Annotated in this window: 22 protein-coding genes and 1 pseudogene; 14 read left to right on the forward strand and 9 right to left on the reverse strand. The window is 72.7% G+C overall.

The window, feature by feature from the left end; genetic code table 11:
• Positions 1-34 precede the first annotated feature (34 nt).
• The 4 genes from AB0A97_RS25750 to AB0A97_RS25765 all read right to left on the reverse strand — a co-directional run bounded on the left by AB0A97_RS25750 (position 35) and on the right by AB0A97_RS25765 (position 5,427).
• Entirely contained in the window at positions 35-2,020 is a 1,986-nt protein-coding gene (locus tag AB0A97_RS25750) for a primary-amine oxidase (RefSeq protein ID WP_361154218.1), read from the reverse strand.
• A gap of 3 nt (positions 2,021-2,023) precedes the next feature.
• Positions 2,024-3,631, reverse strand: coding sequence for an APC family permease (locus AB0A97_RS25755; RefSeq protein WP_361154221.1), 1,608 nt, complete (start codon positions 3,629-3,631; stop codon positions 2,024-2,026).
• Between the two features lie 158 nt (positions 3,632-3,789).
• The gene (locus tag AB0A97_RS25760) at positions 3,790-4,743 is read right to left on the reverse strand and encodes a hypothetical protein (RefSeq protein ID WP_361154223.1); all 954 of its coding nucleotides are present in this window, start codon (positions 4,741-4,743) and stop codon (positions 3,790-3,792) included.
• 297 nt (positions 4,744-5,040) lie between these two features.
• Positions 5,041-5,427 carry a peptidase inhibitor family I36 protein gene (locus AB0A97_RS25765; RefSeq protein WP_361154226.1) on the reverse strand — a complete coding sequence of 129 codons (387 nt, stop codon included), beginning with the start codon at positions 5,425-5,427 and terminating at the stop codon, positions 5,041-5,043.
• A 235-nt stretch (positions 5,428-5,662) separates the two neighbouring features.
• Here AB0A97_RS25765 and AB0A97_RS25770 point away from each other — a divergent pair, with 235 nt between their 5' ends.
• Positions 5,663-6,301, forward strand: coding sequence for a hypothetical protein (locus AB0A97_RS25770; protein ID WP_361154229.1), 639 nt, complete (start codon positions 5,663-5,665; stop codon positions 6,299-6,301).
• Positions 6,302-6,344: 43 nt separating this feature from the next.
• Here AB0A97_RS25770 and AB0A97_RS25775 read toward each other — a convergent pair whose 3' ends face one another.
• Positions 6,345-8,000 carry an FAD-binding dehydrogenase gene (locus AB0A97_RS25775; RefSeq protein ID WP_361154231.1) on the reverse strand — a complete coding sequence of 552 codons (1,656 nt, stop codon included), beginning with the start codon at positions 7,998-8,000 and terminating at the stop codon, positions 6,345-6,347.
• Between the two features lie 234 nt (positions 8,001-8,234).
• Between AB0A97_RS25775 and AB0A97_RS25780 the strand changes: the two are divergent.
• The 8 genes and pseudogenes from AB0A97_RS25780 (at position 8,235) to AB0A97_RS25815 (ending at position 15,214) form a co-directional block, all read left to right on the forward strand.
• Positions 8,235-9,123: pseudogene (locus AB0A97_RS25780) on the forward strand (DMT family transporter).
• A gap of 225 nt (positions 9,124-9,348) precedes the next feature.
• Positions 9,349-10,299: an MBL fold metallo-hydrolase gene (locus AB0A97_RS25785; RefSeq protein ID WP_361154234.1), complete on the forward strand. Its 951-nt coding sequence runs from the start codon at positions 9,349-9,351 to the stop codon at positions 10,297-10,299.
• Positions 10,300-10,448: 149 nt separating this feature from the next.
• Positions 10,449-10,982, forward strand: a complete 534-nt coding sequence (locus AB0A97_RS25790; protein WP_361154237.1) for an NUDIX domain-containing protein — start codon at positions 10,449-10,451, stop codon at positions 10,980-10,982.
• A 110-nt stretch (positions 10,983-11,092) separates the two neighbouring features.
• On the forward strand, positions 11,093-11,503 hold the full coding sequence (locus AB0A97_RS25795) for a DUF202 domain-containing protein (protein WP_125047986.1): 411 nt from the start codon (positions 11,093-11,095) through the stop codon (positions 11,501-11,503).
• A gap of 3 nt (positions 11,504-11,506) precedes the next feature.
• Positions 11,507-11,845 (forward strand): DUF202 domain-containing protein, encoded by a 339-nt coding sequence (locus AB0A97_RS25800; RefSeq protein ID WP_361154239.1) that lies wholly within the window; start codon positions 11,507-11,509, stop codon positions 11,843-11,845.
• 131 nt (positions 11,846-11,976) lie between these two features.
• On the forward strand, positions 11,977-13,035 hold the full coding sequence (locus AB0A97_RS25805) for a phosphotransferase family protein (protein WP_361154241.1): 1,059 nt from the start codon (positions 11,977-11,979) through the stop codon (positions 13,033-13,035).
• A gap of 9 nt (positions 13,036-13,044) precedes the next feature.
• Entirely contained in the window at positions 13,045-14,259 is a 1,215-nt protein-coding gene (locus tag AB0A97_RS25810) for an acyl-CoA dehydrogenase family protein (RefSeq protein WP_361154243.1), read from the forward strand.
• 55 nt (positions 14,260-14,314) lie between these two features.
• Positions 14,315-15,214 (forward strand): bifunctional helix-turn-helix transcriptional regulator/GNAT family N-acetyltransferase, encoded by a 900-nt coding sequence (locus AB0A97_RS25815; protein ID WP_361154245.1) that lies wholly within the window; start codon positions 14,315-14,317, stop codon positions 15,212-15,214.
• 18 nt (positions 15,215-15,232) lie between these two features.
• Here AB0A97_RS25815 and AB0A97_RS25820 read toward each other — a convergent pair whose 3' ends face one another.
• The 3 genes from AB0A97_RS25820 to AB0A97_RS25830 form a co-directional block, all read right to left on the reverse strand.
• Positions 15,233-15,829, reverse strand: a complete 597-nt coding sequence (locus AB0A97_RS25820) for a TetR/AcrR family transcriptional regulator (protein WP_030021412.1) — start codon at positions 15,827-15,829, stop codon at positions 15,233-15,235.
• Between the two features lie 107 nt (positions 15,830-15,936).
• The gene (locus AB0A97_RS25825; protein WP_361154247.1) at positions 15,937-17,592 is read right to left on the reverse strand and encodes an AMP-binding protein; all 1,656 of its coding nucleotides are present in this window, start codon (positions 17,590-17,592) and stop codon (positions 15,937-15,939) included.
• Positions 17,589-18,383 (reverse strand): SDR family NAD(P)-dependent oxidoreductase, encoded by a 795-nt coding sequence (locus AB0A97_RS25830; protein WP_361154250.1) that lies wholly within the window; start codon positions 18,381-18,383, stop codon positions 17,589-17,591. The genes AB0A97_RS25825 and AB0A97_RS25830 overlap by 4 nt, the downstream gene beginning before the upstream one ends.
• A gap of 251 nt (positions 18,384-18,634) precedes the next feature.
• Between AB0A97_RS25830 and AB0A97_RS25835 the strand changes: the two genes are divergently transcribed.
• Positions 18,635-19,981: a DUF1343 domain-containing protein gene (locus tag AB0A97_RS25835; protein WP_361154252.1), complete on the forward strand. Its 1,347-nt coding sequence runs from the start codon at positions 18,635-18,637 to the stop codon at positions 19,979-19,981.
• Between the two features lie 100 nt (positions 19,982-20,081).
• Positions 20,082-21,098, forward strand: coding sequence for a methyltransferase (locus AB0A97_RS25840; protein ID WP_361154254.1), 1,017 nt, complete (start codon positions 20,082-20,084; stop codon positions 21,096-21,098).
• Positions 21,099-21,179: 81 nt separating this feature from the next.
• Here the strand turns inward: AB0A97_RS25840 and AB0A97_RS25845 are convergent, their stop codons facing one another.
• Entirely contained in the window at positions 21,180-21,611 is a 432-nt protein-coding gene (locus tag AB0A97_RS25845; protein ID WP_361154257.1) for a hypothetical protein, read from the reverse strand.
• Positions 21,612-21,855: 244 nt separating this feature from the next.
• Between AB0A97_RS25845 and AB0A97_RS25850 the strand changes: the two genes are divergently transcribed.
• From AB0A97_RS25850 to AB0A97_RS25860, 3 genes are all read left to right on the forward strand, one after another.
• Positions 21,856-23,163, forward strand: a complete 1,308-nt coding sequence (locus AB0A97_RS25850) for an MFS transporter (RefSeq protein WP_361154594.1) — start codon at positions 21,856-21,858, stop codon at positions 23,161-23,163.
• Positions 23,164-23,396: 233 nt separating this feature from the next.
• A complete protein-coding gene (locus AB0A97_RS25855) occupies positions 23,397-24,764 on the forward strand; it encodes a serine-threonine protein kinase (RefSeq protein WP_361154259.1) in 1,368 nt (455 codons plus the stop codon).
• A gap of 437 nt (positions 24,765-25,201) precedes the next feature.
• Positions 25,202-25,819, forward strand: coding sequence for a hypothetical protein (locus tag AB0A97_RS25860; RefSeq protein ID WP_361154262.1), 618 nt, complete (start codon positions 25,202-25,204; stop codon positions 25,817-25,819).
• Positions 25,820-25,882 lie beyond the last annotated feature (63 nt).

Here is a 25,882-nt window from a genome sequence, read left to right on the forward strand (position 1 = left end):
GCCGCCGGCCCGCTTCACCCACCTGTCGGACCGCTCACCTCCCCTGAGCGTGGCAGGGCCCGCCCGCGCCGCTCTCCCGGGGCAGGTCCAGTGTCGGGTTCCGGTCGAAGAACCCGGTCGGCCGGAGGGTGAAGCCGCAGCGGTCGACCGGCATGACCGGCCAGTCCTCCAGGCGCGGCAGGTGGGTCGGCCCGAAGCAGTGCCAGAGGGTGAGGGCGGTGTTCTCCAGGGACTCGCCGGGGCGTGACCACTCGGGGACGCCGGCGCCCCCGGGGTGCTGGTTGGGGTAGTCACCGTCCGGGTAGCGGCGGCCGGGCGCGCTCCGGGTGATCCACAGGTGCTTGGCGGCGTAGGCGACCCGGGCGGCGACCGCGGAGCCGGGCTGCGCGAGGAGCGGCGGGCCGGACGGCTGCGGGGTCAGGGTGTAGGCGACGGGCTGTCCGGTGCGGTTGCGGGCGGTGGGGTTGGTGATGCGCCAGCGGCGGCCGACGGCCGGGTCGGCCAGCCGTCCGGCCTCCCCGGAGTCGGTGACGGGGGTGGCGCGCACGGTGAAGGCGTTGCCGTTGGGGTTGTCGGGGCCCATGGGAATCCGGACGATGTCGACCTCCTCCACCGTGTTCGCGTGGCCGTCCACCGCCGGGTCCAGCCGCGCGCAGAACAGGTGCTGGTGGTACGGGGCCTGGAGGCCGGGGGCGATCTCGGTGGCGTACGGGGAGACCGTGCCCGGCTCGGAGGCCGAGGTCTGCACCAGGCCGGTGGACTTGACCTCGAACTCGATGCCGCCGTCCTGGTACAGGTACCAGGAGAAGCCGTAGTCGTAGTTGCCGAGCGTGGCGACGCACGAGACGACCAGGCGGCGGGAGCGGCGGCTCTCGGCGGAGAACCCGCTGAACATGTTGGTGTGCTTCCACAGGAGGCCGTGGTCCTCCTCGTGGATGCAGACGGCGTTGGGCAGCGTCTGCGGCATCCCGTGGTCGTCGGGGAGGACCGCGTCCACGTACCGGATCTCGCCGAGGCAGTCGCAGCCCAGCCGCAGCGCGTTGGCGTTGCGGCCGAGGGTGTACTCGCCGACGTCCAGGTAGCAGATCCAGTTGCGGTCCGCGCCGGGGTCGGCGTACGGGACGGCCATCTCGGCGAGCGAGGCGCGGTGCAGTACGGGCCGTACGCGGTCGCCGTCGCGGTAGGACAGTTCGTGCAGCACCAGGCCCTCGCGGGAGTTGAAGTCCAGCCGCAGTGACCAGTTCTGCCAGGTCAGGCGGTGTCCGTCCAAGGTGAAGGAGGGGCCGTCGGGCTGGCTGATCTCCAGGGCCTTCAGGTCGGTGCGCGCGGGGCCGTTGAACTCCGCCTCGTAGCGCCCGCATGCGGCGGGCACCGGCACCGCTCCGGTGTCGATCAGCCGGACGACCCGCCGCTCGGTCAGGTCCACGTCGGCGACCAGGCCGCCCACCGGGTGGGCGAAGGGGTTGTCGGCCGTCTCGCAGCGCAGGAACGTCAGCGAGCGCAGCATCCGGCGCCCGGTCTCCTCGGCCCGGCCGAAGTTGCCGGCCGCCAGCGGCGCGCAGACGGCGAGCGAGGTGTCGGTGATGCCGCGCCCGGCCATGGCCTTGCGCCAGCCCGGGTCGGCCTTGACGATCTCGTCGCAGCGTTCGTACTCCTCGAAGAGGACCGGCGGCTGGCCGTCCGCCGCCGGGTCCAGCGGGCGGTGGGCGAGCAGGACGCGGGCGCTGACGTCCACGACCGCTTCGGCGGCGGCACCGGTCGCGGTGTCCAGGAGGGTCACGCGCAGCCGGCGGACGACCGGGGCGCCGGGGCGGTGGGCGGCGACGGTGTGCCGGTCCGGCTCGTCCAGCAGGACGAGCGGGAACCGGGTGGTGCCCCCCACCAGGCCCGCGCCGTGCAGGACGTCGCGGGCCGCGGTGATCTCGTCGGCGGTGAGCGGGTCGAGGGGGTGCGGGTCCGGGGCGTGCGGGTCGGGAGGACGGGGAGCGGGCGGCTGCGGTTCCGGCGTGCTGTGTGCCATCGGTCAGCTCTCCTCACGCGGGGACGACGGGGACGACGTACTCGCCGCCTTCTCCAGTTGAAACGCTTCGTTGCCCAGACCGATACGGGCGTGCACCTGCGGCCGCCGGGCGCGCAGGACGCGCCCGTACCCGAGTCCGACCAGCGCCGCCAGCCCGATGACCCCGGGCAGCACCCAGGTCAGCGCCGAGCCCTCCGCCGCGCTGACCAGGACGCCGAAGTCCTTGACGGCGTAGACCAGTACGGTCAGCAGCGCCAGCGCGGCCAGTCCGGCGGCCAGCAACCGCCCGGCCTGCGCCCGCCCCGCTCCGCGCCGTACGAAGAACGCGATGACGGCGACGGACGCGGTGGCCATCAGCACGATCACGCCGAGCGCGCCCACGTTGCCGCCCCAGGTGAACAGCTTCAGCACGGGGGTGGTGGGATCGCCGTCCGGAGTGCGGTCGGTGAGCGCGAAGGCGCCCACGACGAGCAGCGAGATGACGGACTGGAGCAGCGAGCCGAGCGCCGGGGCCCCGCTGGACCTGGCGGTACGGCCGAGCGCGGCCGGCAGCAAACCCTCGCGGCCCATCGCGAAGGCGTAGCGGGCCACCACGTTGTGGAAGCTGAGCATCGAGGCGAAGATGCCGGTCACGAAGAAGAGGTGCAGGAGGTCGGTGAACGTGCCGCCGAGCCGCGGGCCGGTGAGGGCGAAGATCAGGCCGGGTCCCTCCTTGCCCGCCGTACCGACGACGTGGTCCGGGCCGGTGGCGACACCGATCAGCCAGGAGCTGAGCGCGAAGAAGACCGCGACGAAGCCGACGGCGAGGAACATCACCCGCGCCACGACCGTCTGCGGCCGGCTGGTCTCCTCGGCGTAGACGGGGGCCTGTTCGAAGCCGACGAACGCGGCGACGGCGAAGCACAGCGCGGTGCCCAGGCCCGCGCCGCCGAGGGTGGCCGGGTCGAAGGCGTGCAGCGACAGGCCCTGCGGCCCGGGTGCGGCGGCGAAGGCGATGTCGAAGACGGCGATCAGGACGACCTCGGCGGCGAGCAGCACCCCCAGCACCTTGGCGTTCAGGTCGATCTTCAGCGCGCCGAGCACACCGATCAGGGCGACGCCGAGCAGCGCGGGCACCCACCAGGAGACGGTGACACCGAAGTACTGGTGCAGCAGCCCGGTCACCTCGAAGCCGAAGATGCCGTAGATGCCGAACTGCAGGGCGCTGTACGCGGCGAGCGCGACGAAGGAGGCGCCGGCACCCGCCGTGCCGCCGAGGCCGCGCGCGATGTACGCGTAGAAGGCACCGGCGTTGTGCACGTGCCGGCTCATCTCCGCGTAGCCGACGCTGAACAGCGCCATCACCACACCCAGGATGACGAAGAGCAGCGGCTGCCCGACGATGCCCATGACCTGGTACGTGGTGACCATGACACCGGCCACCACCATCAGGGGCGCGCTCGCGGCCAGCACGGACAGCAGCAGCCCCGCGGTGCCGATGCGGCCGGCCCGCAGGGCCCGCTCCTGCCCCTTGAAGGTGCTGATCTCCCCTGGACCGCCGGGACTTCCGGCACGTCCCGTGCGGTACGTGCGTCCCTGGTTGCCCTTGTTACCCGTACTGCTCGTCAGCATGGCGCGGAGGTGTCCTTTCCGTGGAGCGCGGAGGCGGGGGTGCGCGTCGTGCGTGGTGCGTGGTGCGGGTGGTGCTGCGTACGTCGTGCCGGCGGTGCTGCGTGGTGCCGGTGGTGCAGTGTGCGTGGTGCGTGCGCCGGGTGGGCCGGGCGCCGGGGTCAGGCGGTGCGGAAGGCCGTGGCGCGGGCCGCCTTGAACGCCTTGCGGGCATCCCGGTCGGGGTAGGACCAGGGGGCGGCGGTGACGTGCGGGCCGATGCGGTGGAAGAGCGCGGCGGCCTCCGCCATCCGCCCCTCGTGGTACTTGGCGTGCGCGAGGAAGTTGAGATCCACCTTGCGGCGCGGGTGGTCCTCGCCCTCCCACTCCAGCCACCAGTCGAAGGCCGCCTTCATGACCTGACGGGCGCGGCGGGTGGACCAGTGGCCGGAGGCGGCCGGATCCGCCGGTTCGAGACCGGCGGCGGCCAGGGCGCGGTAGCGCTCGGCGTGGGCGACGACGGGCAGGATCGCCAGCGGCGAGTCGGCGGGGGCCTGTTCGGCGGCCCAGTACGCGAAGTCGTAGACCTGGTGCAGCGGGTCGTCGGCGCCGTTCTGCCGCTGCTCGGCCAGGCAGGCGGCCATCAGGTGGTGGGCGTGGTGGTGGTCGGGGTGCCGGGCCCGCACCTGGTCGAAGGCGTGCTCGCGTTCGTCGGGGGTGCCGGTGCGGCGGGCGAGAATCAGCAGGCCGAGCCACGGGGTCGGGTCGCGGGGCGCCATGGCGGCGGCGAGCCGGCAGGCTTCGCGCGCTGCGTCCTGGTCGCTCCGGCCGCGCAGCGCCTGGAAGACCAGGGCGCAGGCCAGCAGGGCGGCGGCATCGGCGCTGTCCGGTTCGGCGAGACGCCAGTCACCGGCCCAGGCGGCGCTGGCCGCGCCTTCGGCGAGCACCACCAGCCGGTGGCCCCGCAGGTCCCAGTCCGTACCGGTGTCGGCCAGCAGGGTCCGTACCCGGACCCAGCGCCCGTGCGCCAGGGCGTCCACGGAGGCGGCGAGTTGGACGTCGTCCAGGGCCGGGTCGAGGACCGGCGCGTCCTTGCGGCGGGACCGGCCCAGCGGCAGGGGTGGCGGAGGGGTCACGGGCAGGAACACTCCACGACGCGCTTCACCTCCGGACGCGCCACATCCCGGACGCGTGTGAGCAGAATCGGTGCACTGATCGACACCAAAAGGTCACGCACAGCAAACCGGCCGACACAGCTTCGCGTCAAGGCGGTTCGAAGAATGACCGAAAAGCCAACTCCCTTGCACGTCAACACACTTGTCAACAAGCAGCGGGGCGCGGCGGCCCGGTGGACCGCCGCGCCGGGAGAGCCGGGAAAGCACCGCCGCTCCGCCGGACCGGGGCCCGGCGGAGCGGCGGCAGGGGATCAACCGTCAGGCCGCGCATCCGCCGTCCGGCATCGGACGGAGCGAGCTCACCGACCTGTCGAATTCATTGGTGAGGTTCGTGCCGGAACCAGGGCCGACAATCTTGAATTCGCCCTTGTAATTCTCGTCGCGGTACAGACACCAGTCGTCCGAGGTCCTGTTGAACACACTTCGAGCCTTGTCGTTCCAACCGGGAGTATTGCGGAGGTCGGCGACAGCGTCGTGGACTTCCAGCTTGGCGCCCACGCCGCCATGCTCCTGGAACAGGCAGACAGATTCATCAGCGCATTCGTACGGAGTTGCAGCCATCACGGTCTGCGGCGCCGCAGCCACCAGAAATCCTGCGGCCGCCGCGACAGCCAGCCCCTTTGTGGACATGACAATCCAGCGCATGGTTTTTCTTCCCTTCTGGCAAGAAACTTTGAATGTCCTTCGAACCAGCGAAGCGGGCAAACGTCAGGGCCATGCGATCGGACACGGAATCCCGCCCCTACCGAAAGGCCCCGCCCCCTTCCAGAACGAGCGTATGGCGCCGGACAAAAGCAGGAAACACCCGCGAGAGTGAATCGCCGCAAACCTGGGCAGTGATATCTTTTTGAGACTGCTGAAATGACGACAGGAGTCCGCCGTGGGCGACACGAAGCATGTGGTCATGCGCCTGAAGGACGTGCACTGCATCAACACCGAGGACATCACCGGCGCCGACGACTTCTATGTCGCGGGCGGCGGCGGGACGGGCCCCGAGTCGGGGCGTCGGCACACGGCCGTCCTGACGAAACCGATCAAGATCAACGACAACGACCGCAAACAGTTCCCGGACGCCGAGTCGGTGATCTTCGAGGGCGATGTGAAGACGAGCGATTTCGTGGAGGTCGCCCTTCAGTTCTTCGACGAGGACTTCAACGCGGAGAAAGATTTCGACGCCAAGTACCAGGCGCTGACGGCATCACTGGTGGCCGGCATCGGTACGGCGGTCGGTGCGGTCGCCACACCCGCGGCGGGAGCCGTGGCGGCGGCGATCCTCACCGCGACGGTCCCGGCGCTGGCGAAGGTGCTCGACACCATCGACAAGGACGACGTTCTCGGCACCGTGGAAAAGCGCGTCGCCGTCAAGGACCTCCAGACCGGCCGAAACGGCCCGTGGACCTGGAAGCTCACGAACAAGAACCCGGTGATTCATGAAGGCGTGCCGTCCAGCGCGCAGTCGAACGTGCCGGGATTCAGCGACTGGGAATACGCCGTGCGGTACGAGATCGACGTGACCTGAACCCGTTCCCGGCACTCGGCCCCGTCACTCGGCTCCTCCGTATTCAGCCCACCGCCTTGGCCGCCGCCCGGCCCGCGGTGCGTCCCGAGAAGATGCAGCCGCCCAGGAAGGTGCCTTCCAGCGACCGGTAGCCGTGCACGCCACCGCCACCGAAGCCCGCCGCCTCCCCCGCCGCGTACACGCCCGGCAGCGGTTCGCCGCCCTCGGTCAGCACCCGTGAGGACAGGTCGGTCTCCAGGCCGCCGAGCGTCTTGCGGGTGAGGATGTTCAGCCGTACGGCGATCAGCGGGCCGGCCTTCGGGTCCAGCAGCCGGTGCGGTGACGCGGTGCGGATCAGCCGGTCACCCAGGTACTTGCGTGCCCCGCGCACGGCGGTGACCTGGAGGTCCTTGGTGAAGGAGTGGGCGATCTCGCGGTCGCGCGCGACGATCTCGCGGCGCAGCGCGGCCTCGTCGAGCAGCGGTTTCCCGGTGAGCTGGTTCATCCGCCGTACGAGATCGCCGAGGGAGCGCTCGACGACGAAGTCCGCACCCCGGTCCATGAACGCCCGCACCGGGCCGGGGGCGCCGGGCAGCGGACGCTTCAGCACGTCCCGGACGCTGCGCCCGGTCAGGTCCGGGTTCTGTTCGGAGCCGGAGAGGGTGAACTCCTTCTCGATGATCTTCTGGGTGAGGACGAACCAGGTGTGGGCGTGGCCGGTCCGCATGATGTGTTCGAGGGTGCCGAGCGTGTCGAAGCCGGGGAAGAGCGGTACCGGCAGCCGTTTGCCGTGCGCGTCCAGCCACAGCGGTGACGGGCCGGACAGGATGCGGATGCCGTGCCGGGGCCAGATGGGGTTCCAGTTGTCGATGCCCTCGGTGTAGTGCCACATGCGGTCCCGGTTGACGATCCGGCCGCCGGCCGCCTCGGTGACGCCCAGCATCAGGCCGTCCACGTGTGCGGGCACCCCGGACAGCAGGTGCTCCGGCGGTGTGCCGAGGCGTGCGGGCCAGTTGGCGCGCACCAGGTCGTGGTTGCCGCCGATGCCGCCCGAGGTGACGATCACGGCCTGGGCGCGCAGCTCGAAGGCGCCGGCCACCTCGCGGCTGCTGGGTGCGCCGCGCCCGGCGTCCGACGGCTCCAGGATCTCTCCGGTGACGGTGTCGACCGTGCCCGCGCTGCGCGCCAGGCCGGTGACGCGGTGCCGGAAGCGCAGCTCCACCAGGCCGCGCGCGACACCGGCCCGCACCCGCCGTTCGAAGGGTTCGACCAGGCCGGGCCCGGTGCCCCAGGTGATGTGGAAGCGCGGTACGGAGTTGCCGTGCCCGGTGGCCTCGTAGCCGCCGCGCTCGGCCCAGCCGACGACCGGGAAGAACCGCACGCCCTGCCGGTGCAGCCAGGGGCGTTTCTCCCCCGCCGCGAAGTCGACGTACGCCTCGGCCCACTTGCGCGGCCAGTGGTCCTCGGGGCGGTCGAAGCCGGCCGCGCCGAGCCAGTCCTGCCAGGCCAGCTCGTGGGTGTCGCGGATGCGCAGCCGCCGCTGCTCGGGCGAGCCGACGAGGAAGAGGCCTCCGAAGGACCAGTGGGCCTGGCCGCCGAGGCCGCTCGCGGGCTCCTGGTCCAGGAGGATCACCTTGCGTCCCGCCTCGGCGAGCTCGGCGGTGGCCGCGAGGCCCGCCAGACCCGCTCCGATCACGATCACATCAGCGTCGTAGGCCATGGCCGCCAGTCTTCTCTCCTCGCCGCGGCGCGCCGGAGGGCCCGGCCGCCATCGTGGCTACCGATCCTCAGCGCGGGCGGACCGCGCGTCAACCTCGGGTTCCGGCGCCACTCGTACGGGGTACTCGGGCGTGCCCGGTGCCGAAGGGCGGGCGGCAAGCGGGCGACGGGTGGCCGCACGGGCGACCAGGTTCGGCCAAGTCCCCGCCTCACCGGCGGACTTGAGGTGCCTGACGTGACGGTGGTCCTGCTGGCCGTGAGCGCGGCCGGCTGCCTGGGCGTCGGATTCGTGCTCCAGCAGGGTGCGGCCCAGTGCGCCCCGATGCGGAACTTCCTCTCCCTGCGCCTGTTGCTCGACCTGGCCCGGATGCCGCGCCGGTCGGCCGGCATCGGATGCATGACCGCCGGCATGGCGCTGGGCGCGGTGGCGCTCGGCATGGGGGAGGTCACCCTCGTGGAACCGCTGCTCGCCACCAACCTGCTCTTCGCCATGGCCCTGTCCCGGTACCTCACCCGGGAGCGGCTCGGCCGGCAGGGGTGGAGCGGCCTGTGGCTGCTGGCGGGCGGGGTGACGGCGTTCATCGTGGCCGGCGAGCCGCACGGCGGCCACGGCGTCACCGATCCGGTGCGGCACCGGCTGGTCATGGGTGCCGTACTCGGCTCGCGCTGCTGCTGGCGGCCTGTGCCAAGCGCGTACGGATGAGCCGGGAAGCGGCACTGCTGGGGGCGGCGGCCGGGCTGCTGTACGGGCTCCAGGACGCCCTGACCCGGATCGGCGGCGAGCGGTTCGGGCGCGGCGGCGGGCAGCGCTGCTCACCGGCTGGGAGCCGTACCCGGTGCTCGTACTGGGCGTCGTCGCGCTGGTACTGGTGCAGAGCGCCTTCGAGACGGCGCCGCTGCGCATGTCGCTGCCCGCGCTGACGGCGGCCCAGCCGCTGGCGGGCATCGTCTGCGGGGTCGGCTTCCCGGGCGACCGGCTGAACGTGACCGCCGGGGCGCTCGCCTGGGAGGCCGCCGGGCCGGCGGCGGTCGTGGGCGGCATCGTCCTGATCGGACGGCATCCGGCGATGCCGGCGGGGGTGGCCGGGCGGCCGGAGCGGGTGCGGGAGTTGCAGGCGGGGTGAGGGAGGGTGGCGGACGGTTCGGGGGCCGCCCGCCACCCCCACCGTAACGTCGTCTCGCCATGTACACGTCGTTCAGCCGGGCCGCGCGAGAGACCCCTTGAGCAGGAGAAACAAGACCTGGCACCCCTTCCCCTTTCCGCGGTCCGGCGCGTTAGCTCTTCGTACGCACCCGTATTCGTACGCACTCCTTACAAGCCACCCGAAGCCCGAAGAGTGAGGCATGCCATGAACGATGCCCGACCCGTCCCGGAGGGCACCCGCAACGCCCGGGACGCCCACGACGCCCGGCACGCCGGGGACTCCGGGGACGCCTGGTACGTCGACAACCGCTGCACCAACTGCGATGTCGCCCGGCAGCTCGCCCCCGACCTGATCATCGAGACCGGCGGCCGCTCCGAGGTCGTACGGCAGCCGCACGGCGCCGCCGAGGAACAGCAGCTCCACGCCGCGGCGTTCGCGTGCCCCACCCGCTCCATCCGGCACCCCACCCGCCGGCTCGACCCGGCCCTGGACCCCTATCCCCTGCGGCTCGGCACCACCGACGTCCTGTTCTGCGGCCACAACTCCCCGCACACCGCCGGAGCCAACTCCTACCTCCTGCACCGCCCCGGCGGCACGCTGATGATGGTGGACACGCCGCGCTGGAGCGAGCCCCTGGCCGCGCGGTACGAGGCGCTCGGGCCCGTCACCGACGTGCTGCTCACCCACCGGGACCACGTGGCGCACGGCCGCCGCTACGCCGACCGCTTCGGGGCCCGGCTGTGGATCCACGAAGGCGACCTGGACTCCGTGCCCGACGCGGACCACGTCCTGCGCGGCACCCGGGCCACGGAGATCGCCGAAGGCGTGCTCGCCCATCCGCTGCCCGGCCACACCGCGGGCAGCGTGCTCTACGTCGCCGACGAGCGGTACTGCTTCAGCGGGGACAGCTTCTACTGGTCGCGCACGACCGGCGACGTCGAGGTGGCGGACACCGTCACCTGGTACTCCATCGAGGAACTGGCCGCCTCCCTGGACCGTACCGTCGCCGGGCTGCGCTTCGAGTGGCTGCTGCCCGGCCACGGCGGACGCAAGCAACTGCCCGCCGACGAGATGGCCGCCCGGATGCGGGGACTGGCCGCCCGTACCCGGGAGCTGCGGCCGCGGCCGGTCGACTTCACGGCCGTGCGGTGGTGAGACGGTCCGGACGGAGATCTCGACAGTAACAATGCCCAGCATCGAAGTGCCCGCATGGCACGGACGGCAGGGGCCGGGACCGGGGAGAAACTGCTGCGCGCCGCGGCACCCGTGCCGCACCGGCCCCCGTGGGCTGGTTGCATGGGGGCATGGACGGACAACAGCCACTGAGCGCGGACGAGATCGTCGACGTCGTCAGCGAGAGCGACGAGGTGGTGGGACAGGCCCGGCGGGGCGACGCCTACGCCCACCGGCTGCGGACGCGCTGCGCCTTCGTCCTCGCCCGCGACGCCGAGGACCGGATCTTCGTGCACCGCCGGACCGCGCGGAAGCTGGTCTTCCCCTCGCACTACGACATGTTCGTCGGCGGCGTGGTCGGCGCGGGCGAGACGTACGACGGGACCGCGCTGCGCGAGGCGGAGGAGGAACTGGGCGTGACCGGCCTCCCACGACCGGTCCCGCTGTTCAAGTTCCTGTACGAGACGCCCGAGCACACCTGGTGGTCGACGGTCTACGAGGTGCGCTGCACGCTGCCCGTACAGCCGCAGGAGTCCGAGGTGGACTGGCACGCCTTCCTCACCGAGGAGGAGTTGGCGCGGCGCATTCCGGAGTGGGAGTGGACGCCGGACGGCATGTCCGCCTGGCAGCGGCTGCTGGAGCGGCGGGCCGAGCGGGAACGGTGACCCCGACGACCGCGGGGAGCGGCGGCCCCGGTGGGCGGCACGAGGAGGGGCGGCCGCCGGACGGCCCCGGGCAAGGGCCCGCCGGACGAGTACCGCGTAGGGTTCTGGCCATGATCCTCACCGACAGACTGCGGTCGATCGGCGCGGGCGTACGGCTGTGGTTCACACCGGCGCGCGTCCGCGAGGAGGGCACGACGCCCGACTACCGCTTCTCCCTCGCCAACGAACGGACCTTCCTGGCCTGGCTGCGGACCGGGCTGGCGCTGGTGGGCGGCGGCTTCGCGGTGGACCAGTTCCTGCCCCGGCTGCACGACGTGCTGCGGGTGACGTTCACGGTGGTCCTGCTGGTGGGCGGCGCGCTGTGCGCGGTGCGGGCGGTCAACCACTGGGTGCGCTGCGAGCGGGCGATGCGGCGCGGCGAGGATCTGCCCGCGTCCCGCTTCCCGGCCGTACTGGCGGTCGCCGTCGGCCTGCTCGCGGCGGCGATGGTCGTCCTCGTCGTCATCGGCTGGACGCGCTGACCGATGGCCGGTTCCTTGCCACGGGAGCGGCCGCGTCCGGCCCGCGACCCCGGACTCCAGCCGGAGCGCACCCGCCTCGCCTGGCGGCGCACCACCTTGTCCTGCACGCTGGTCGCGATCCTGGCGGGGCGCCAGGTGGTGCAGCAGCGTGGCCCCGGGCCCGTGGTGGTCGCCGCGGGGGCGCTGGTACTGCTGGTGTGGGTCGCGTTCCTGGCCGCGGCGCACCTGCGGATGCGGGCGATGTGCGCGGACCGGCCGCCGGTCCTGTCCACCCGTACGGCACTGGCCCTGGCGGGCTGCGTCTGCGCACTGGCGGCGCTCGGCGCGGCGATCCTGCTCTGAGGCCCGACCGGCCCTTTCCGGCCGGGTGACCCACACCCCATGCTCTCCCTCTGGACGCCATACCGACTAGTCGGCATGATCGTAGCGGCCGCCCGACCGGAGCGGCCGTCCCTTCCGTACGGAGGAGCACGATGAGCAACGGCACCCCTCCCCCGCGTTCCGCACCCCCGGGCCTGGACCTGGAGCGGCTGCGGGACCACCTGGACCGGGAACTGCCCGGAGCGGTACGGGGACCGCTGGATGCCGAGCTGATCGAGGGCGGCCGGTCCAACCTCACCTACCGGGTCACCGACGGCACCGACCGGTGGGTCGTCCGCCGCCCGCCGCTCGGCCACGTCCTGGCCACCGCGCACGACATGGGGCGCGAGTTCCGGGTGATCAGCGCGCTGCACCCGACGGCGGTGCCGGTCCCCGAGGCGCTGCTGCTGTGCGAGGACGAGGAGGTCCTCGGAGCGCCGTTCTACGTGATGGAGCTGGTCGAGGGCGTGCCGTACCGTACGGCGGAACAGCTCGCCGGGCTGGGCCCGGAGCGGACCCGCGGGGTGGTGCTGTCCCTCGTCGACACACTGGTGGCGCTGCACGCCGTGGACCCGGCGGCGGTCGGCCTCGACGGCTTCGGCCGGCCGGACGGTTTCCTGGAGCGGCAGTTGCGCCGCTGGGGCAAGCAACTGGCGGCGTCGAAGAACCGCGAACTGCCGGGCATCGACGCGCTGCACGAGGCGCTGGGCGCGGCGCTGCCCGCCTCCCCCGCGCCCGCCGTCGTGCACGGTGACTACCGGCTGGACAACGTGCTGGTCGGCGCCGACGACCGGATCACGGCCGTACTGGACTGGGAGATGTCCACCCTCGGCGATCCGCTGACCGATCTCGGGCTGCTGGTGATGTACAGCGAGCAGGAGGACGTGCCCGGCTCCCCGATCGCCACGACGAGCGGCGCGCCCGGCCATCCGGAGGCGGCCGAGCTGATCGAGCGGTACGCGGCCGGATCCGGCCGGGACGTGTCCGGTATCGCCTGGTACACGGCGTTCGCGTACTTCAAGCTGGCCGTGATCCTCGAAGGCATCCACTACCGCTTCACCCTCGGGCAGACCCTCGGCGCGGGCTTCGACCGGATCGGCGAGCTGGTACCCGTCTCCATCGACCGCGGCCTGGCCACCCTCGACACCCTGACGACCGCCAAGGAAGGCTGAGGCACACTGATGGACTTCGCATTCGACGCCCGCACCGAAGAGCTGCGCGGCAGGCTGCTGGCCTTCATGGACGAGCAGGTGTACCCGGCCGAAGCGGTCGCCGAGGAGCAGCGGGCCGCGCTGGCCTCGCCGTGGGAGACCCCGGCAGTGGTGGAGGAGCTCAAGGCCGAGGCGCGCGCGCAGGGTCTGTGGAACCTGTTCCTGCCGGACGAGGAGTACGGCGCCGGCCTGACGAACCTCCAGTACGCGCCGCTGGCCGAGATCACCGGCCGCAGCCCGCAGTTGGCGCCGACCGCGCTGAACTGCGCGGCGCCGGACACCGGGAACATGGAGGTGCTGGCGCAGTTCGGCTCGGAGGAGCAGAAGAAGCAGTGGCTGCGGCCGCTGCTGGCGGGCGAGATCCGGTCGGCGTTCGCGATGACCGAGCCGGACGTGGCCTCCTCGGACGCCACGAACATCGAGACCCGGATCGAGCGGAAGGGCGACTCTTACGTCATCAACGGCCGCAAATGGTACATCTCCGGCGCGATGAACCCGCTGTGCCAGATCTTCATCGTGATGGGCAAGACCGACCCGGACGGCGCCGACCCGCGCCGCCAGCAGTCGATGGTGCTGGTCCCCCGCGACACCCCGGGCCTCGAAGTCCGCCGCGCCATGCAGGTGTACGGCTACGAGGACCACCACCACGGGGGCCACGCCGAGGTGGTCTTCCACGACGTCCGCGTACCGGCCGCGCACCTGATCGGCGAGGAGGGCGGCGGCTTCGCCATCGCCCAGGCCCGCCTCGGCCCCGGCCGCATCCATCACTGCATGCGGCTGATCGGGATGGCCGAGCGCGCCATCGAGCTGATGTGCCGCCGCGCGGTGTCCCGTACGGCCTTCGGCAAGCCGCTGGCCGGGCAGGGCGTCGTGCAGCAGTGGATCGCGGACGCGCGGGTGGCCGTCGAGCAGTTGCGGCTGCTGGTGCTGAAGACCGCGTGGCTGATGGACACCGTCGGCAACAAGGGCGCGCACACGGAGATCCAGGCCATCAAGATCGCCACACCGCGTACGGTCGTGGACATCCTGGACCGGGCGGTGCAACTGCACGGCGCGGGCGGCGTCAGCCAGGACTTCCCGCTGGCGGAGCTGTGGGCGGCGGCTCGTACGCTGCGGCTCGCGGACGGCCCGGACGAGGTGCACCAGCGGTCGCTGGCGCGCCGGGAGCTGAAACGCCACAGGTGACCCGGCGGCGTACGGTCCCTTGCCCCGCCCCGATTTCCCTGACTAAGGTCAGGGAATGGACGCGGTGCAGATCGGCCAGGTGCGGCGGTTCAACCGCACGGTCACCGAGCGCGTGGGCGTGCTCCACGACCACTACCTCGGCCTCGGCCGGCCCATCGGCGAGGCCCGGCTGCTCTGGGAGATCGGCGGGCAGGGGCAGGACGTACGGCGGCTGCGCGAGCGCCTGGGGCTGGACTCCGGCTATGTGAGCCGGCTGCTGCGTTCCCTGGAGGCCGACGGCCTGGTGACGGTGGAGCCGCGGCCCGAGGACCGGCGGGTGCGCACCGTCCGGCTCACCGAGGCGGGCCGCGCGGAGCGCGCCGTGCTCGACGGCCGCAGCGACGAGCTGGCCGGTTCCCTGCTGGAGCCGCTCAACGAGGCCCAGCGTGCCCGGCTGGTCGCCGCCATGGCCGAGGTCGACCGGCTGCTGACCGCCACCACGGTCACGCTGGACGTCGTCGACCCCGGCCACCCGGACGCCCGGCACTGCCTGCGGTCCTACTTCACCGAGATGCGGGAACGGTTCGAGACGGGCTTCGACCCCGCCCGGAGCCTGCTGCCCGACGCGGGCGAACTGCGCGCTCCCAAGGGCCTGTTCCTGGTGGCCCGGCTGCACGGCGAGCCCGTCGCCTGTGCGGGGCTGAAGCTGCCGCCCGGCACCGCCGAGATCAAACGCATGTGGGTGGCCCCGCACGCCCGGCGGCTCGGCCTCGGCCGCCGGCTGCTGGCCGAGTTGGAGGCGCGGGCCGTACGGCACGGTCGCGGCGTGCTCCGCCTGGACACCAACAAGGTGCTCGGCGACGCGATCGCCCTGTACCGCTCGTACGGCTTCGAAGAGGTCGCGGCCTTCAACGACGAGCCGTACGCCCATCACTGGTTCGAGAAGCGGACCGGCGGGGCCCGAGAACTCCCGTGACCCCGTCCGACGGCGCCCTCACGGCCGCAAGGCCCGCAGCAGCAGGTCGGCGAGGTGGTCGGCGACCTGCTGCGGGGCGAGCGGGCCGTCCTCGCGGTACCAGGTGCCGAGGTGGTGCACCGACCCGAAGTGGTAGTCCACGACCAGGTCGGCCGGGGTGGCGCTGCTGAACACCCCGGCGCGCTGGCCCTCTTCGACCAGCGCGCGGAACCGTTCGTGGTAGCGCCGCCGCTCGGCCCGTACCTGCTTGTCCTTCTCGGGCGCGAGATGGTGCATCGAGCGGAAGAAGATCTTCGTGTCGTCGAGGTTCTCGATGGTGGTGACCACGACGTCCGCCGCCGCGTCACGCAGCCGCTGCTCCACCGGCGCGTCGGCGCAGGCGAAGCGGTCCAGCCGCTCCTGCTGGAGCCGCAGCACCCGCCCGTACACCTCGTGCAGCAGGTCGTCCTTGGAGCCGAAGTAGTGGTAGAGGGCGCCCTTGGTCACCCCGGCGGCCTCGACGATCTCCTGCACGGAGGTACGGTCGTAGCCCCGCTCGGCGAAGAGCCGGGTGGCGGTGGCCAGCAGCCGCTGCGCCACGGGTTTGCCGCTCCCGCCGTCCTTCGTGCCGGCCATCGCCCTCACCTGTCCCTCGTGCGTCTCGTGCGTCTCGTGCGTGTTGCTGCTCGTGCGTGTTGCGTCCCGTGCGTCGTGTCGCTGCCCGCCGCCCGCCGCGGGCGCGGTCAGCCGCGCCCGCGCAGTTCCCGCCTGAGGATCTTGCCACTGGTGGTCTTCGGCAGCTCGGGCAGGATCTCCACCTGCCGCGGACACTTGTACGCGGCCAGCCGTTCCCGGCAGTAACCGGCCAGCTCGGCGGGCTCGGCCCGCTGCCCGGGCCGCAGGCTCACATACGCTTTCACCGACTCGCCCCGGTAGGCGTCCGGCACGCCGACCACCGCCGCCTCGCGCACCGCGGGATGGCCGTACAGCACGTCCTCGACCTCCCGCGGCCACACCTTGAACCCGGACGCGTTGATCATGTCCTTCTTGCGGTCGACGACGTACAGCCAGCCGTCCGGGTCCATGAAGCCGATGTCGCCGGTGCGCAGTTCGCCGTCCGGCAGGGTCTCCGCGGTGGCGTCCGGGCGGCGCCAGTAGCCGGGCACCACCTGGGGGCCGCGCACCGCGATCTCGCCCTGCTCGCCGAACGGCACGGCCCGCCCCTGGTTGTCGATGATCCGTACGACCGTGTCCGGGCCCGGCACGCCGACGGCGAGCGTCCCGGAGGACGGGTCCACGGGCGCCTCGCGGCCGGGCGGGACGCTGGCGCACGGCGCGGTGCACTCGGTCAGCCCGTAGCCGTTGTGCAGATACGGGCCGAAGGCCGCCCGGAACTTCTCCACCAGCGCGGGCGGCAGCGGCGCGCCGCCCGAGGAGAGCGTGGAGAACGACGCGAAGTGCTCGCGGGTGACGCCGGGCTGCGCCGCCAGCGCCATGTAGGCGGTGGACGGGCCGACCGTGTAGGCGGGCCGGTGCTCCAGGAAGGCGTCGAGGACGACGCCCGGCTCGAAGCGGTGGGCGAGTGCCAGAATGCCCGCGTTGGTGAAGCAGGCGGCCAGCTCGCAGACCATGCCGGTGATGTGGAACAGCGGCGCCAGCGCGAAGTACGTCGCACCGTCGGGCAGCGCCAGACCGGTGCGCTGCCGCTCGGCGTTGTAGGCGATGTTGCCGTGGGTGTTGGTGGCGCCCTTGGGGGTGCCGCTGGTGCCGGAGGTGTAGCTGATGAGGGCGGTGTCCGCGGCGGCCGGTGGTGTCACGCCGGGCGGCTCGCCCTCGTACGCGCGGGCCGCGGCCAGCAGGTCGTCGGCGCCCTCGCGCGGCCCGAGCCGCTCGCCGCGCAGCACACGGGTGTCGTCGCGCGTCTGGAGGTCCCGTTCGCAGGCGGTCAGGGCGATCCGTACGGACGGGGCCGCGGCGGCGGTCGCCCGCAGGAAGGCGTCCCACGTCCGGTCCGCGCAGACGACGGCAGTGACTTCGGCGTCGGTGAGGACGTGCGTCATCTCGGCCGACTTGTACATGGGGTTGACGGGCACGACGATGCCGCCCGCCTTCCAGACGCCGAGCAGCGCGAGGACGAAGTGCGGCGTGTTCTGGAGCATGATCGCGGCACGGTCGCCGGGCCGGAAGCCGCGGGCCGCCAGGTGCCCGGCCACGCCGTCACTGAGCGCGTCGGCCGCGGCGTACGACAGCCGCCCGTCGAAGTAGGCGAGGGCCGTGCGGTCCGGGGCGCGGCGGGTGGCGTCCCGGAAGGCGTGCAGGGCGGAAGGGTGCGGGTCGACGGGGGCGCGCTGGGCGTCGGTGAGCTGCGCCAGCCAGGGCTTGTCCTCGTAGGTGGTCATCGGGGCGTCCCCTCGGCTTCCGGCGTACGGCTCCCGGCCTGCTCCAGCTTCCGCTGGAGGTGGTTCATCCCGCCCAGCCACCGCTCGGTGTCGGCCGCCCGCGCGGTGTAGTACCCGCCGACCTCCGGGTGCGGCAGGACCAGGAACCGTTCCGCCGCCATGGCCGCGAAGAGCGCGTCGGCGACGGCGGCGGGCTCGATCGCCGTCGGGGTCAGCACCAGGTCCCCGGCCGCGCCGGTGCCCGCGAGCATGTCCGTACGCACCCCCTGCGGGCAGATGGCGTGCACCGCTATCCCCCGGTGCCGGTACGTCAGCGACAGCCACTCCGCGAAGGCGTACGCGCCGTGCTTGGTGACGCTGTACGGGGCCGCGCCGACCATGGTGAGCAGGCCCGCCGCCGACACGGTGGACACGAACCGGCCCGCGCCGCGCTCCAGCCACTCGGGCAGCAGCGCGCGGGCCGCCCGTACGTGCGCCATGACGTTGACGTCCCAGGCCAGCTCCCAGTCGGCGTCCGGCGCCTCGGGGCCGCCGCCGGTGCCGACCCCGGCGTTGGCGCAGAAGATGTCGACGGGCCCGCCGAGCGCCGCCCGGGCCGCCGGTACGACGTCGGAGGCGTCCCCGGGGACCGCGACGGCGCCGAGTTCCCGCGCGGTCCGCTCCGCCTTCGCCGCGTCCAGGTCGTTGACCACCACCCGCGCGCCTTCGGCGGCGAAGCGGCGGGCCAGTGCGGCCCCGATGCCACCGCCCGCCCCGGTCACCACGACTGTCTTGTCCCGTACGGCTTCCACCTGCGGTCTCCCTCGGTCGGCCCCTGACTCGACTGCCAGGCAGACTAACCAGTCGGTATGCCGGAGCGAAAGGGCGCGGACCCGCGGCGGCAGGGGGCCGGCGCCCCGTGGGCCGGACGCGGCAGCGGCGCGCGGCACGCCGTCCGGCGCGTTCCCCCGGAGGCCGCCGGGCGTTAGCGTGCGCACGACACGACTCTCGACACGGCTCACGACTCGGCTCACGACTCGGCTCCGACGGCGGAGGTGGACGCATGACCCTGTCCAGACGGAATCTGCTGGCCGCGACGGCGGTCACGAGCGTGATGGGTGCGACGGCGATGGCGGGCGAGGCGAGGGCGGCGGGCGCCGCACACGGTTCCACGGGCACCGGAGCGACCGGAGCCGGACCGGCAGGGGCCGCAGCGCACGGCTCCCACCTACCCCGCCCCCGTACCCGCACCGGCTTCGACCGCCTGGCCGCCGACGGCTACGCGCTCCTGTCCGGCCGCCGGGTCGGCGTCGTCACCAACCCCACCGGCGTCACTCCGGACGTACGCCACATCGTGGACGTCATGCACGCCGACGAACGGGTGGACCTGGCCGCCGTCTTCGGCCCCGAGCACGGCTTCCGCGGCACGGCCCAGGCCGGCGGATCGGAGGGCAGCTATGAGGATCCCGCCACCGGGCTGCCGGTCCACGACACGTACGGCAAGAGCGGCCGCGCGCTGGCCGACATCTTCACCCGGTCCGGCGTGGACACCGTCGTCTTCGACATCCAGGACGTCGGCGCGCGCTTCTACACCTACATCTGGACGCTGTACGACTGCATGGTCGCCGCCGTCCTCGCGGACAAACGTTTCGTCGTCCTCGACCGCCCCAACCCGGTGACCGGTCGCACCGCGACGGGCCCCGTACTGGACCGCGCCCTGGCCTCCGGAGTCGGCCGCGAACCGATCGCCCTCGCGCACGGCATGACCGTGGCCGAACTCGCCCTCCTCTTCAACGCCGAGTTCGTCCCCCGCGCCGCGGGCCGCCCGGCCGACCTGGAAACCGTCCTCATGACAGGCTGGCGCCGCCGGCACTTCTTCGACGCCACCGGCCTCCCCTGGGTCCCGCCCAGCCCCAACATGCCCACCCCCGACACCTCCCTCGTCTACGCGGGCACCTGCCTCTTCGAAGGCACCAACCTCTCCGAGGGACGCGGCACCACCCGCCCCTTCGAACTGCTCGGCGCCGACGGCATCGACCGCCGCTGGTCCGCCGCCGTCACCCGGCTGGCCACCGACATCGACCTCGCCGGCGTCCGCTTCCGGGAGGCGTACTTCGCCCCCACCTTCTCCAAGTTCCAGGGCAGGACCATCGGCGGCGTCCAGCTCCACGTCCACGACCGCGAAGCCTTCGACCCGGTCCGCACCGGCATCGCCCTGCTGATCACCGCGAAGCAGGTGTGGAACGGCTTCACCTGGCGCCCGGACCACTGGATCGACAGACTGACGGGCACCTCGCGCGTACGGACGATGATCGACGCGGGCGCCGGCGTGGACGAGGTGGCCGCGGCCTGGCAGGACGACCTGGCGCGCTTCCGGCGGGTGCGGCGCGGGTATCTGCGCTACCGGTGACGCCCTCTGAGAAGGGGGCGACGCAATCCGCCCTGGTGGCGCGCGAGGCGTACCCCCATGGTGGAACCCCGACCGCCGCTCGTGGAAGGACCGCGCCCCGATGGCCACCACGCCGCCGTACTCCCCCGCCGTCCAGCTCACCGAACACGCCCTGGCCTATCTCCACTCCGCCGCGCTGCGGGCCGCGGCCCTCCTCGGCGTCGCCGACCACCTCGCCGACGGCCCCCGCACCGCCGAGGAACTCGCCGCCGCCACCGGCACCGACGCCGCCCACCTGCGTCGCGCGCTGCGCCTCCTCGCCACCCGCGACGTGTTCCGCGAGAACCCCGACGGCACCTTCCACCTCACCCCCGCGGCCGACCCCCTCCGCTCCGACGCCCCGTCCTCCATGCGGGACGCCGTCATCATGCTCACCGACGAACCCTTCTGGCGGCCGGCCGGGCAACTCGCCGACACCGTCCGGTCGGGCCGCACCGTCTTCGAGGACATCTTCGGCGCGCCCTACTTCGGCCATCTGGAACGCGTACCGGAAGCGGGCGCCGTCTTCGACACCGGCATGGCCGGCCTCGCCGAGAGCGAGAACGACCCGGTCGCCGCCGCGTACGACTTCCCCGCCACCGGCACGGTCGTGGACGTCGGCGGCGGACGCGGCGGCCTGCTGCGCCAGGTCCTGCTCCGCAACCCGGGCCTGACCGGCATCCTCCACGACCAGGAAGCCGTCCTCCGCCACCACACCCTGGACCACCCCGACCTCGCCGGCCGCTGGCAGACCGACCCCGGCGACTTCTTCACCGCCGTCCCGCCCGGCGCCGACGTCTACCTGCTCAAGCGCATCCTCCACGACTGGCACGACGACGACTGCCTGCACATCCTGCGCACCTGCCGCACCGCCATGACCCGCCCCGGCAGCCGCCTCCTGATCGTCGACGCGGTCCTCCCCCAGGGCAACGACGCCCACCCCGGCAAAACCATGGACATCCTGATGATGACCTCCCTCAACGGCCGCGAACGCGACGAACCCGCCTTCCACCACCTCCTCACCGAAGCGGGCCTCGAACCGGCCCGCACGGTTCCCACGGAGTCGACGCTTTCGATCGTGGAGGCGGTGGTGGGGTGAGGGAGGGGGACGGCCAAGGGGAAGGAGGACGACGGGAGCGGCGGGCGCTTCGGAGCAGACGTCAGGTCGCCTCCGCCGACGTCAGATCGTCTTACGGAAGTCGATCCCCAACGCCGATTCCGCGGACACCGGTACGTGGATGCCGTCCCGCGCCCCGTCGCCGTCGACCACCAGCTCGATGGTCGCGCGGATGCCGGGTCCGGTAGCGACCGTGACCAAGATCTCCTGGGACGCGGCGGAGTTCGCCGGTCTCTGTAGCGTCCACGTACCCGTGCCGCTGAAGGTGTGGGACGGGTGGTAGCCGCTGTAGTCGTCAGGCACCTTCGTCGCGGTCGCCGACCCGTCCTCGCCCAACGTCACCTGCGCGCCGCGAGGTCCTGACCAGGTACCGACGACGTCATCCGGTTCCGCCCTCCCCGGCTCCCACCCGACCCACAGGCCGAACGCGCCGAGCGGCAACAGCACGCTGCCCACTACGGAAGCCGCGATGGCCACCCGAGCCACGGTCTTCATCAGGACGACGCCTCCCCCGTGAACGCCCCCATGTTCCACTCTGTGCGGAAAATCCTACCCATACAGGAAATCGGCGTACTACGGCCTCTCCCGCCACAGCCGTCACTGCCCCCTCGTCTCAGCAAACGAGACGCTGCATCCCACCTATTGACTACCTTGCCAACCCCGCGTGACAGTGCGCCTCGTGCACAGTGACACGACATCAGCAGCCGTTCCGGCGGACGGAACCCCGGACGTGGCGGACATGCCCCCGAGCGAGGGCGCCGCGGCGTCCGGATCTGCCACCGGTCCGGAGAGCCTCCGCCGGGTGGCCGTGGCCTCGTTCATCGGGACGGCCATCGAGTTCTACGACTTCTACATCTACGGGACGGCCGCAGCGCTCGTCCTCAACCAGGCGTTCTTTCCGACGCTCGACCCGGTCAACGCCACCCTCGCGTCGTTCTCCACCTATGCGGTGGCGTTCGCGGCGCGGCCGATCGGGTCGGTGGTGTTCGGGCACTTCGGGGACCGGGTGGGGCGGAAGTCCGTGCTGGTGGCCTCGTTGTTGCTGATGGGGCTGTCGACGGCGCTGGTCGGGCTGTTGCCGGGGTACGGGACGCTCGGGGTATGGGCGCCGTTGCTGCTGATCCTGCTGCGGTTCCTCCAGGGGATCGGGCTGGGCGGGGAGTGGGGCGGGGCCGCGCTGCTGGCGGTGGAGCACGCGCCGAAGAGGCGGCGCGGGCTGTATGCGGCGTTCCCGCAGGTCGGGCCTTCGGTGGGGTTCTTCGCGGCGACCGGGGTGTTCTGGTTGCTGTCGTCGGTGCTGGACGACGGCGCGTTCCGGTCGTGGGGCTGGCGGGTGCCGTTCCTGCTGTCGTTCCTGCTGGTCGGGGTGGGGCTGTTCGTACGGCTGAAGATCAGCGAGACGCCGGTGTTCGCGAAGGTGATGGACGCGCACGAGGCCAGCCGGGTGCCCGTGCTGGACGTCGTGCGCCGGCATCCGCGCGAGCTGCTGCTCGGCGCGGGCGGCATGATCATCGCGTACGGGCTGTTCTACACCGCGACGACGTACTGCCTGGCGTACGCCACCGGCACGCTCGGTGTCTCGCGCAACACCATGCTCGGCCTCTCCCTCGTCGCCTGCCTCTTCCTGGCGGCCGGCACCTGGCTCGCCGCCACCCGCTCGGACGGCGTCGGGCGGCGCAAGCTGGTCCTCACCGGGACGGCTCTCTCGGCGGTCTGGGGACTGATCCTCTTCCCGCTGCTGGACACCGGGCAGCCGGTGCTGATCGCGGTGGCGATCGGCGGGGCGCTGTTCTGCATGGGTGTGGTGTACGGCCCGATGGGCGCGTATCTGCCGGAGCTGTTCGGTACGACGGTGCGGTATTCGGGCGCCTCGCTGGCGTACAACCTGGGCGGGGTGCTGGGCGGCGCGGTCTCGCCGCTGGTGGCGACCCGGTTGCAGGCGGCCTTCGGGTCGGACTCGGTGGGGTGGTACGTGACGGCGATGGCGCTGGTGTCGCTGGTGTGCGTGCTGGCGCTGCCGGAGACACGGGAGCGGGAGCTGGGCTGAGGGGGCGGGCGGGGCCGGCGGATTTCCGCGCGGCCTCGGCAGCCGGGGGCGAGAGTCGGCTGCCGGGAGCGGGAGGGGCGCGCGGCCCGCGCCGGGCGCCGACTGCCGAGAACGGGCCATGCGTGGCGTATGGCCGGATCCGCCTGCCCGCAGGACGATGCGCTGCACACCGCGGCGCGGCTTCGCAACTCCGGCCCGGCAGCGTGGACCGGCGCGCCGCTCAGGGGGTCGTCATGACGGATGCAGCGGGCGGTTCCGGCACAGCGGCGGCCGGGGACATCGGCGTACAGCCGTACTGGGAGCTGACGTTCGACGCCGACGGCGATCCGGACGCCGGGCAGCGTGACCGGCTGGTGGCCGGGGTGGCGCGGCAGCGCGTCACCGACCTGCTGGTGTTCGCGCACGGCTGGAACAACGACCGGTCGATGGCCAGGCGCCTGTACGGGCGGTTCTTCGCCCCGTTCCCCGGTATGGCGGGGGCCGGGGTACGGCTCGGCTACACCGGTGTGATCTGGCCCGCGATGCGTTTCACGGACGAGCCCATTCCGGACTTCGACCCGGTGGCGGCGGGGCCGTCCGCAGCCACCGGGGACGCGGGAGTCACTGGTGCGGCCGGAGTGGCCGGTGCCACCGGCGCGGCCGGGCCGCCGGTGCTGGACGACGCGTCGCTGCGCGCGCTGACGCGTGTCTTCCCCGGCCGGGAGCTGACGTTGCGGCGCCTCCAGGAGCTGCTCGCCGAGCGGCCGGCGGCCCGTTCCGCGTTCGACGAGTTCGCCCGCCTCGGCCGCGAACTGGTGACGGTCCGCGAGAACAGCCCGGCGCACCGGCTGGCCGAGGACATGGGGACCGGCACGCCCGCGATGCTCACCGACGACCCGATGGCCGTGTGCGAGATCTTCACGGCGGCGCTGGAGAAGTGCGGCCACCAGGAGCTGTTCGGTGACGGGCTGAAGCGGCTGTGGAACGGGGCCAAGGAGTTCCTGCGGCAGACGGCGTACTACGCGATGAAGCGGCGCGCGGGCGTGGTGGGCCAGCTGGGGCTGGGCCCGGCGCTCGGCCGGCTGGTCGAGGGCGCGCCGGGTACGCGCATCCATCTGGTCGGGCACAGTTTCGGCGCCCGCCTGGTGTCGTACGGGCTGCGCGGTATGCCGCCCGGCGTCACCGGGGTGAAGTCCGTGACGCTGCTGCAAGGAGCGTTCTCGCACTACGCGTTCGCCGCCCGGCTGCCGCACGACCCGGACCGGGGCGGGGCACTGCAAGGGGTGCAGCGGCGGGTGGACGGCCCGGTGGTGTCCTGTTACTCGCGGCACGACTCGGCGCTGAGCATGCTGTACCCGCTGGCCTCCCGGCTCTCCGGCGACTCGGCGAGCTTCCAGGGCCTGTTCGACCGGTGGGGCGCGGTCGGCCACGACGGCATCCAGGCCGTGGACGGCGCCCGGCGGCTGAAGCTGGGCGCCGCGGTGCCCGGTGAGGGCTGTGTGAGCATCGACGCGTCCTCGGTGGTCCGCGACGGTCCGCCGCCGGCCGGCGCGCACAGCGACGTCTGCCACGGGGAACTGGCACACGTGGTCCTCACCGCCGGGCGGGTGGTGACGAAGTAGGGCGGGGGCGGGCGGCGCGGAAGGGGCCTGTCGGGTTCCGTTCCGATGCGCGTGTCCACCGTCCGGTTCCGTCCGGGCGACGATCGGCTCCGGACCGTGCCGGACCGGACCGGAAGCAGCCAAGTCGGCCGCGGGGCGGATCGACGGCCGCGGTGCGGGTACCAGCAGTCACCGGCGCATCTCTCGTACGGGCTGCCGGTAGCGCGCCGCAGCCGGAAGGCGGACGACCTTAACTTTCTCAAATCCCCACAGATGTACGGTGGATGATGCACACGAGGCGCGCTGAGCGCCGCGGGGGGCATCGGGAGCGAGTGGCGCCTCCGGTGCGGCGCACGTGTCGCCACCACGTATCCGCAAGACAGTTCGATGGATCCGGCGGGCGGTCCGCTACGTCCATTCCCTGTCCAGTCGGGTCCTCCCCACGGAGGTGGGATGAATTGGCCGGTTTCAGAGCTCTCGCAGAACAGGTGCGCAACCCCCGTCTCGTCGCCACGCAGCGGCGTACGGCCTTGCGCAAGTGCCTGGAACGCTTCGCCCCGTACGGGCATCGCGCGACCTGGCACCATCTGTGCACCAGGGCGGGCATCGCGACCGAGGACCGCGAACCCGACCCGGCGCGGCTGATGGCCGCGCTGGAGGAACTGGAGGAGGCCCGCGCCGTCTGGCTCGGGTACGAGAAGGAGTTCGCGGCCCGTCGGCGCCGCGAGAAGCACGACGGCATCCGGCAGCCCAGCGCGCTCGACGACTGGCACCGGCGGACCTGGGGCGGCTGTGACATCGTGCCGTGCGAGGCGCCCCACCGGCATCCGGCGGCGCCGCTGGCCGCGGTGCTGCGCAGCATGATCCGGGCGATGGAGTCCGGCACGCCGCGGTCCGGCTGCCCGGTGTGCGGTACGCGGCACTTCGTGTGGCGTGCGGACCTCGAGCGTTTCCCGGTGGCCGGGCCGGTGTGCCAGGAGTGCGGGATCGTGGCACCGCTCTCGGTGCTGACCCGTGAGGCGCTGGCGGAGGCGCGGGAGTCCTCACGCGTGCGGCGGCTGTACGTGGCGGCCTGAGCCGGGCGGGCCGGGGACGCGGGGCGGCCGCCCCGCCGACGGAACCCGTTGTCAGACCCTGCT

Source organism: Streptomyces sp. NPDC045470, assembly GCF_040646595.1.
Classification (GTDB): domain Bacteria; phylum Actinomycetota; class Actinomycetes; order Streptomycetales; family Streptomycetaceae; genus Streptomyces.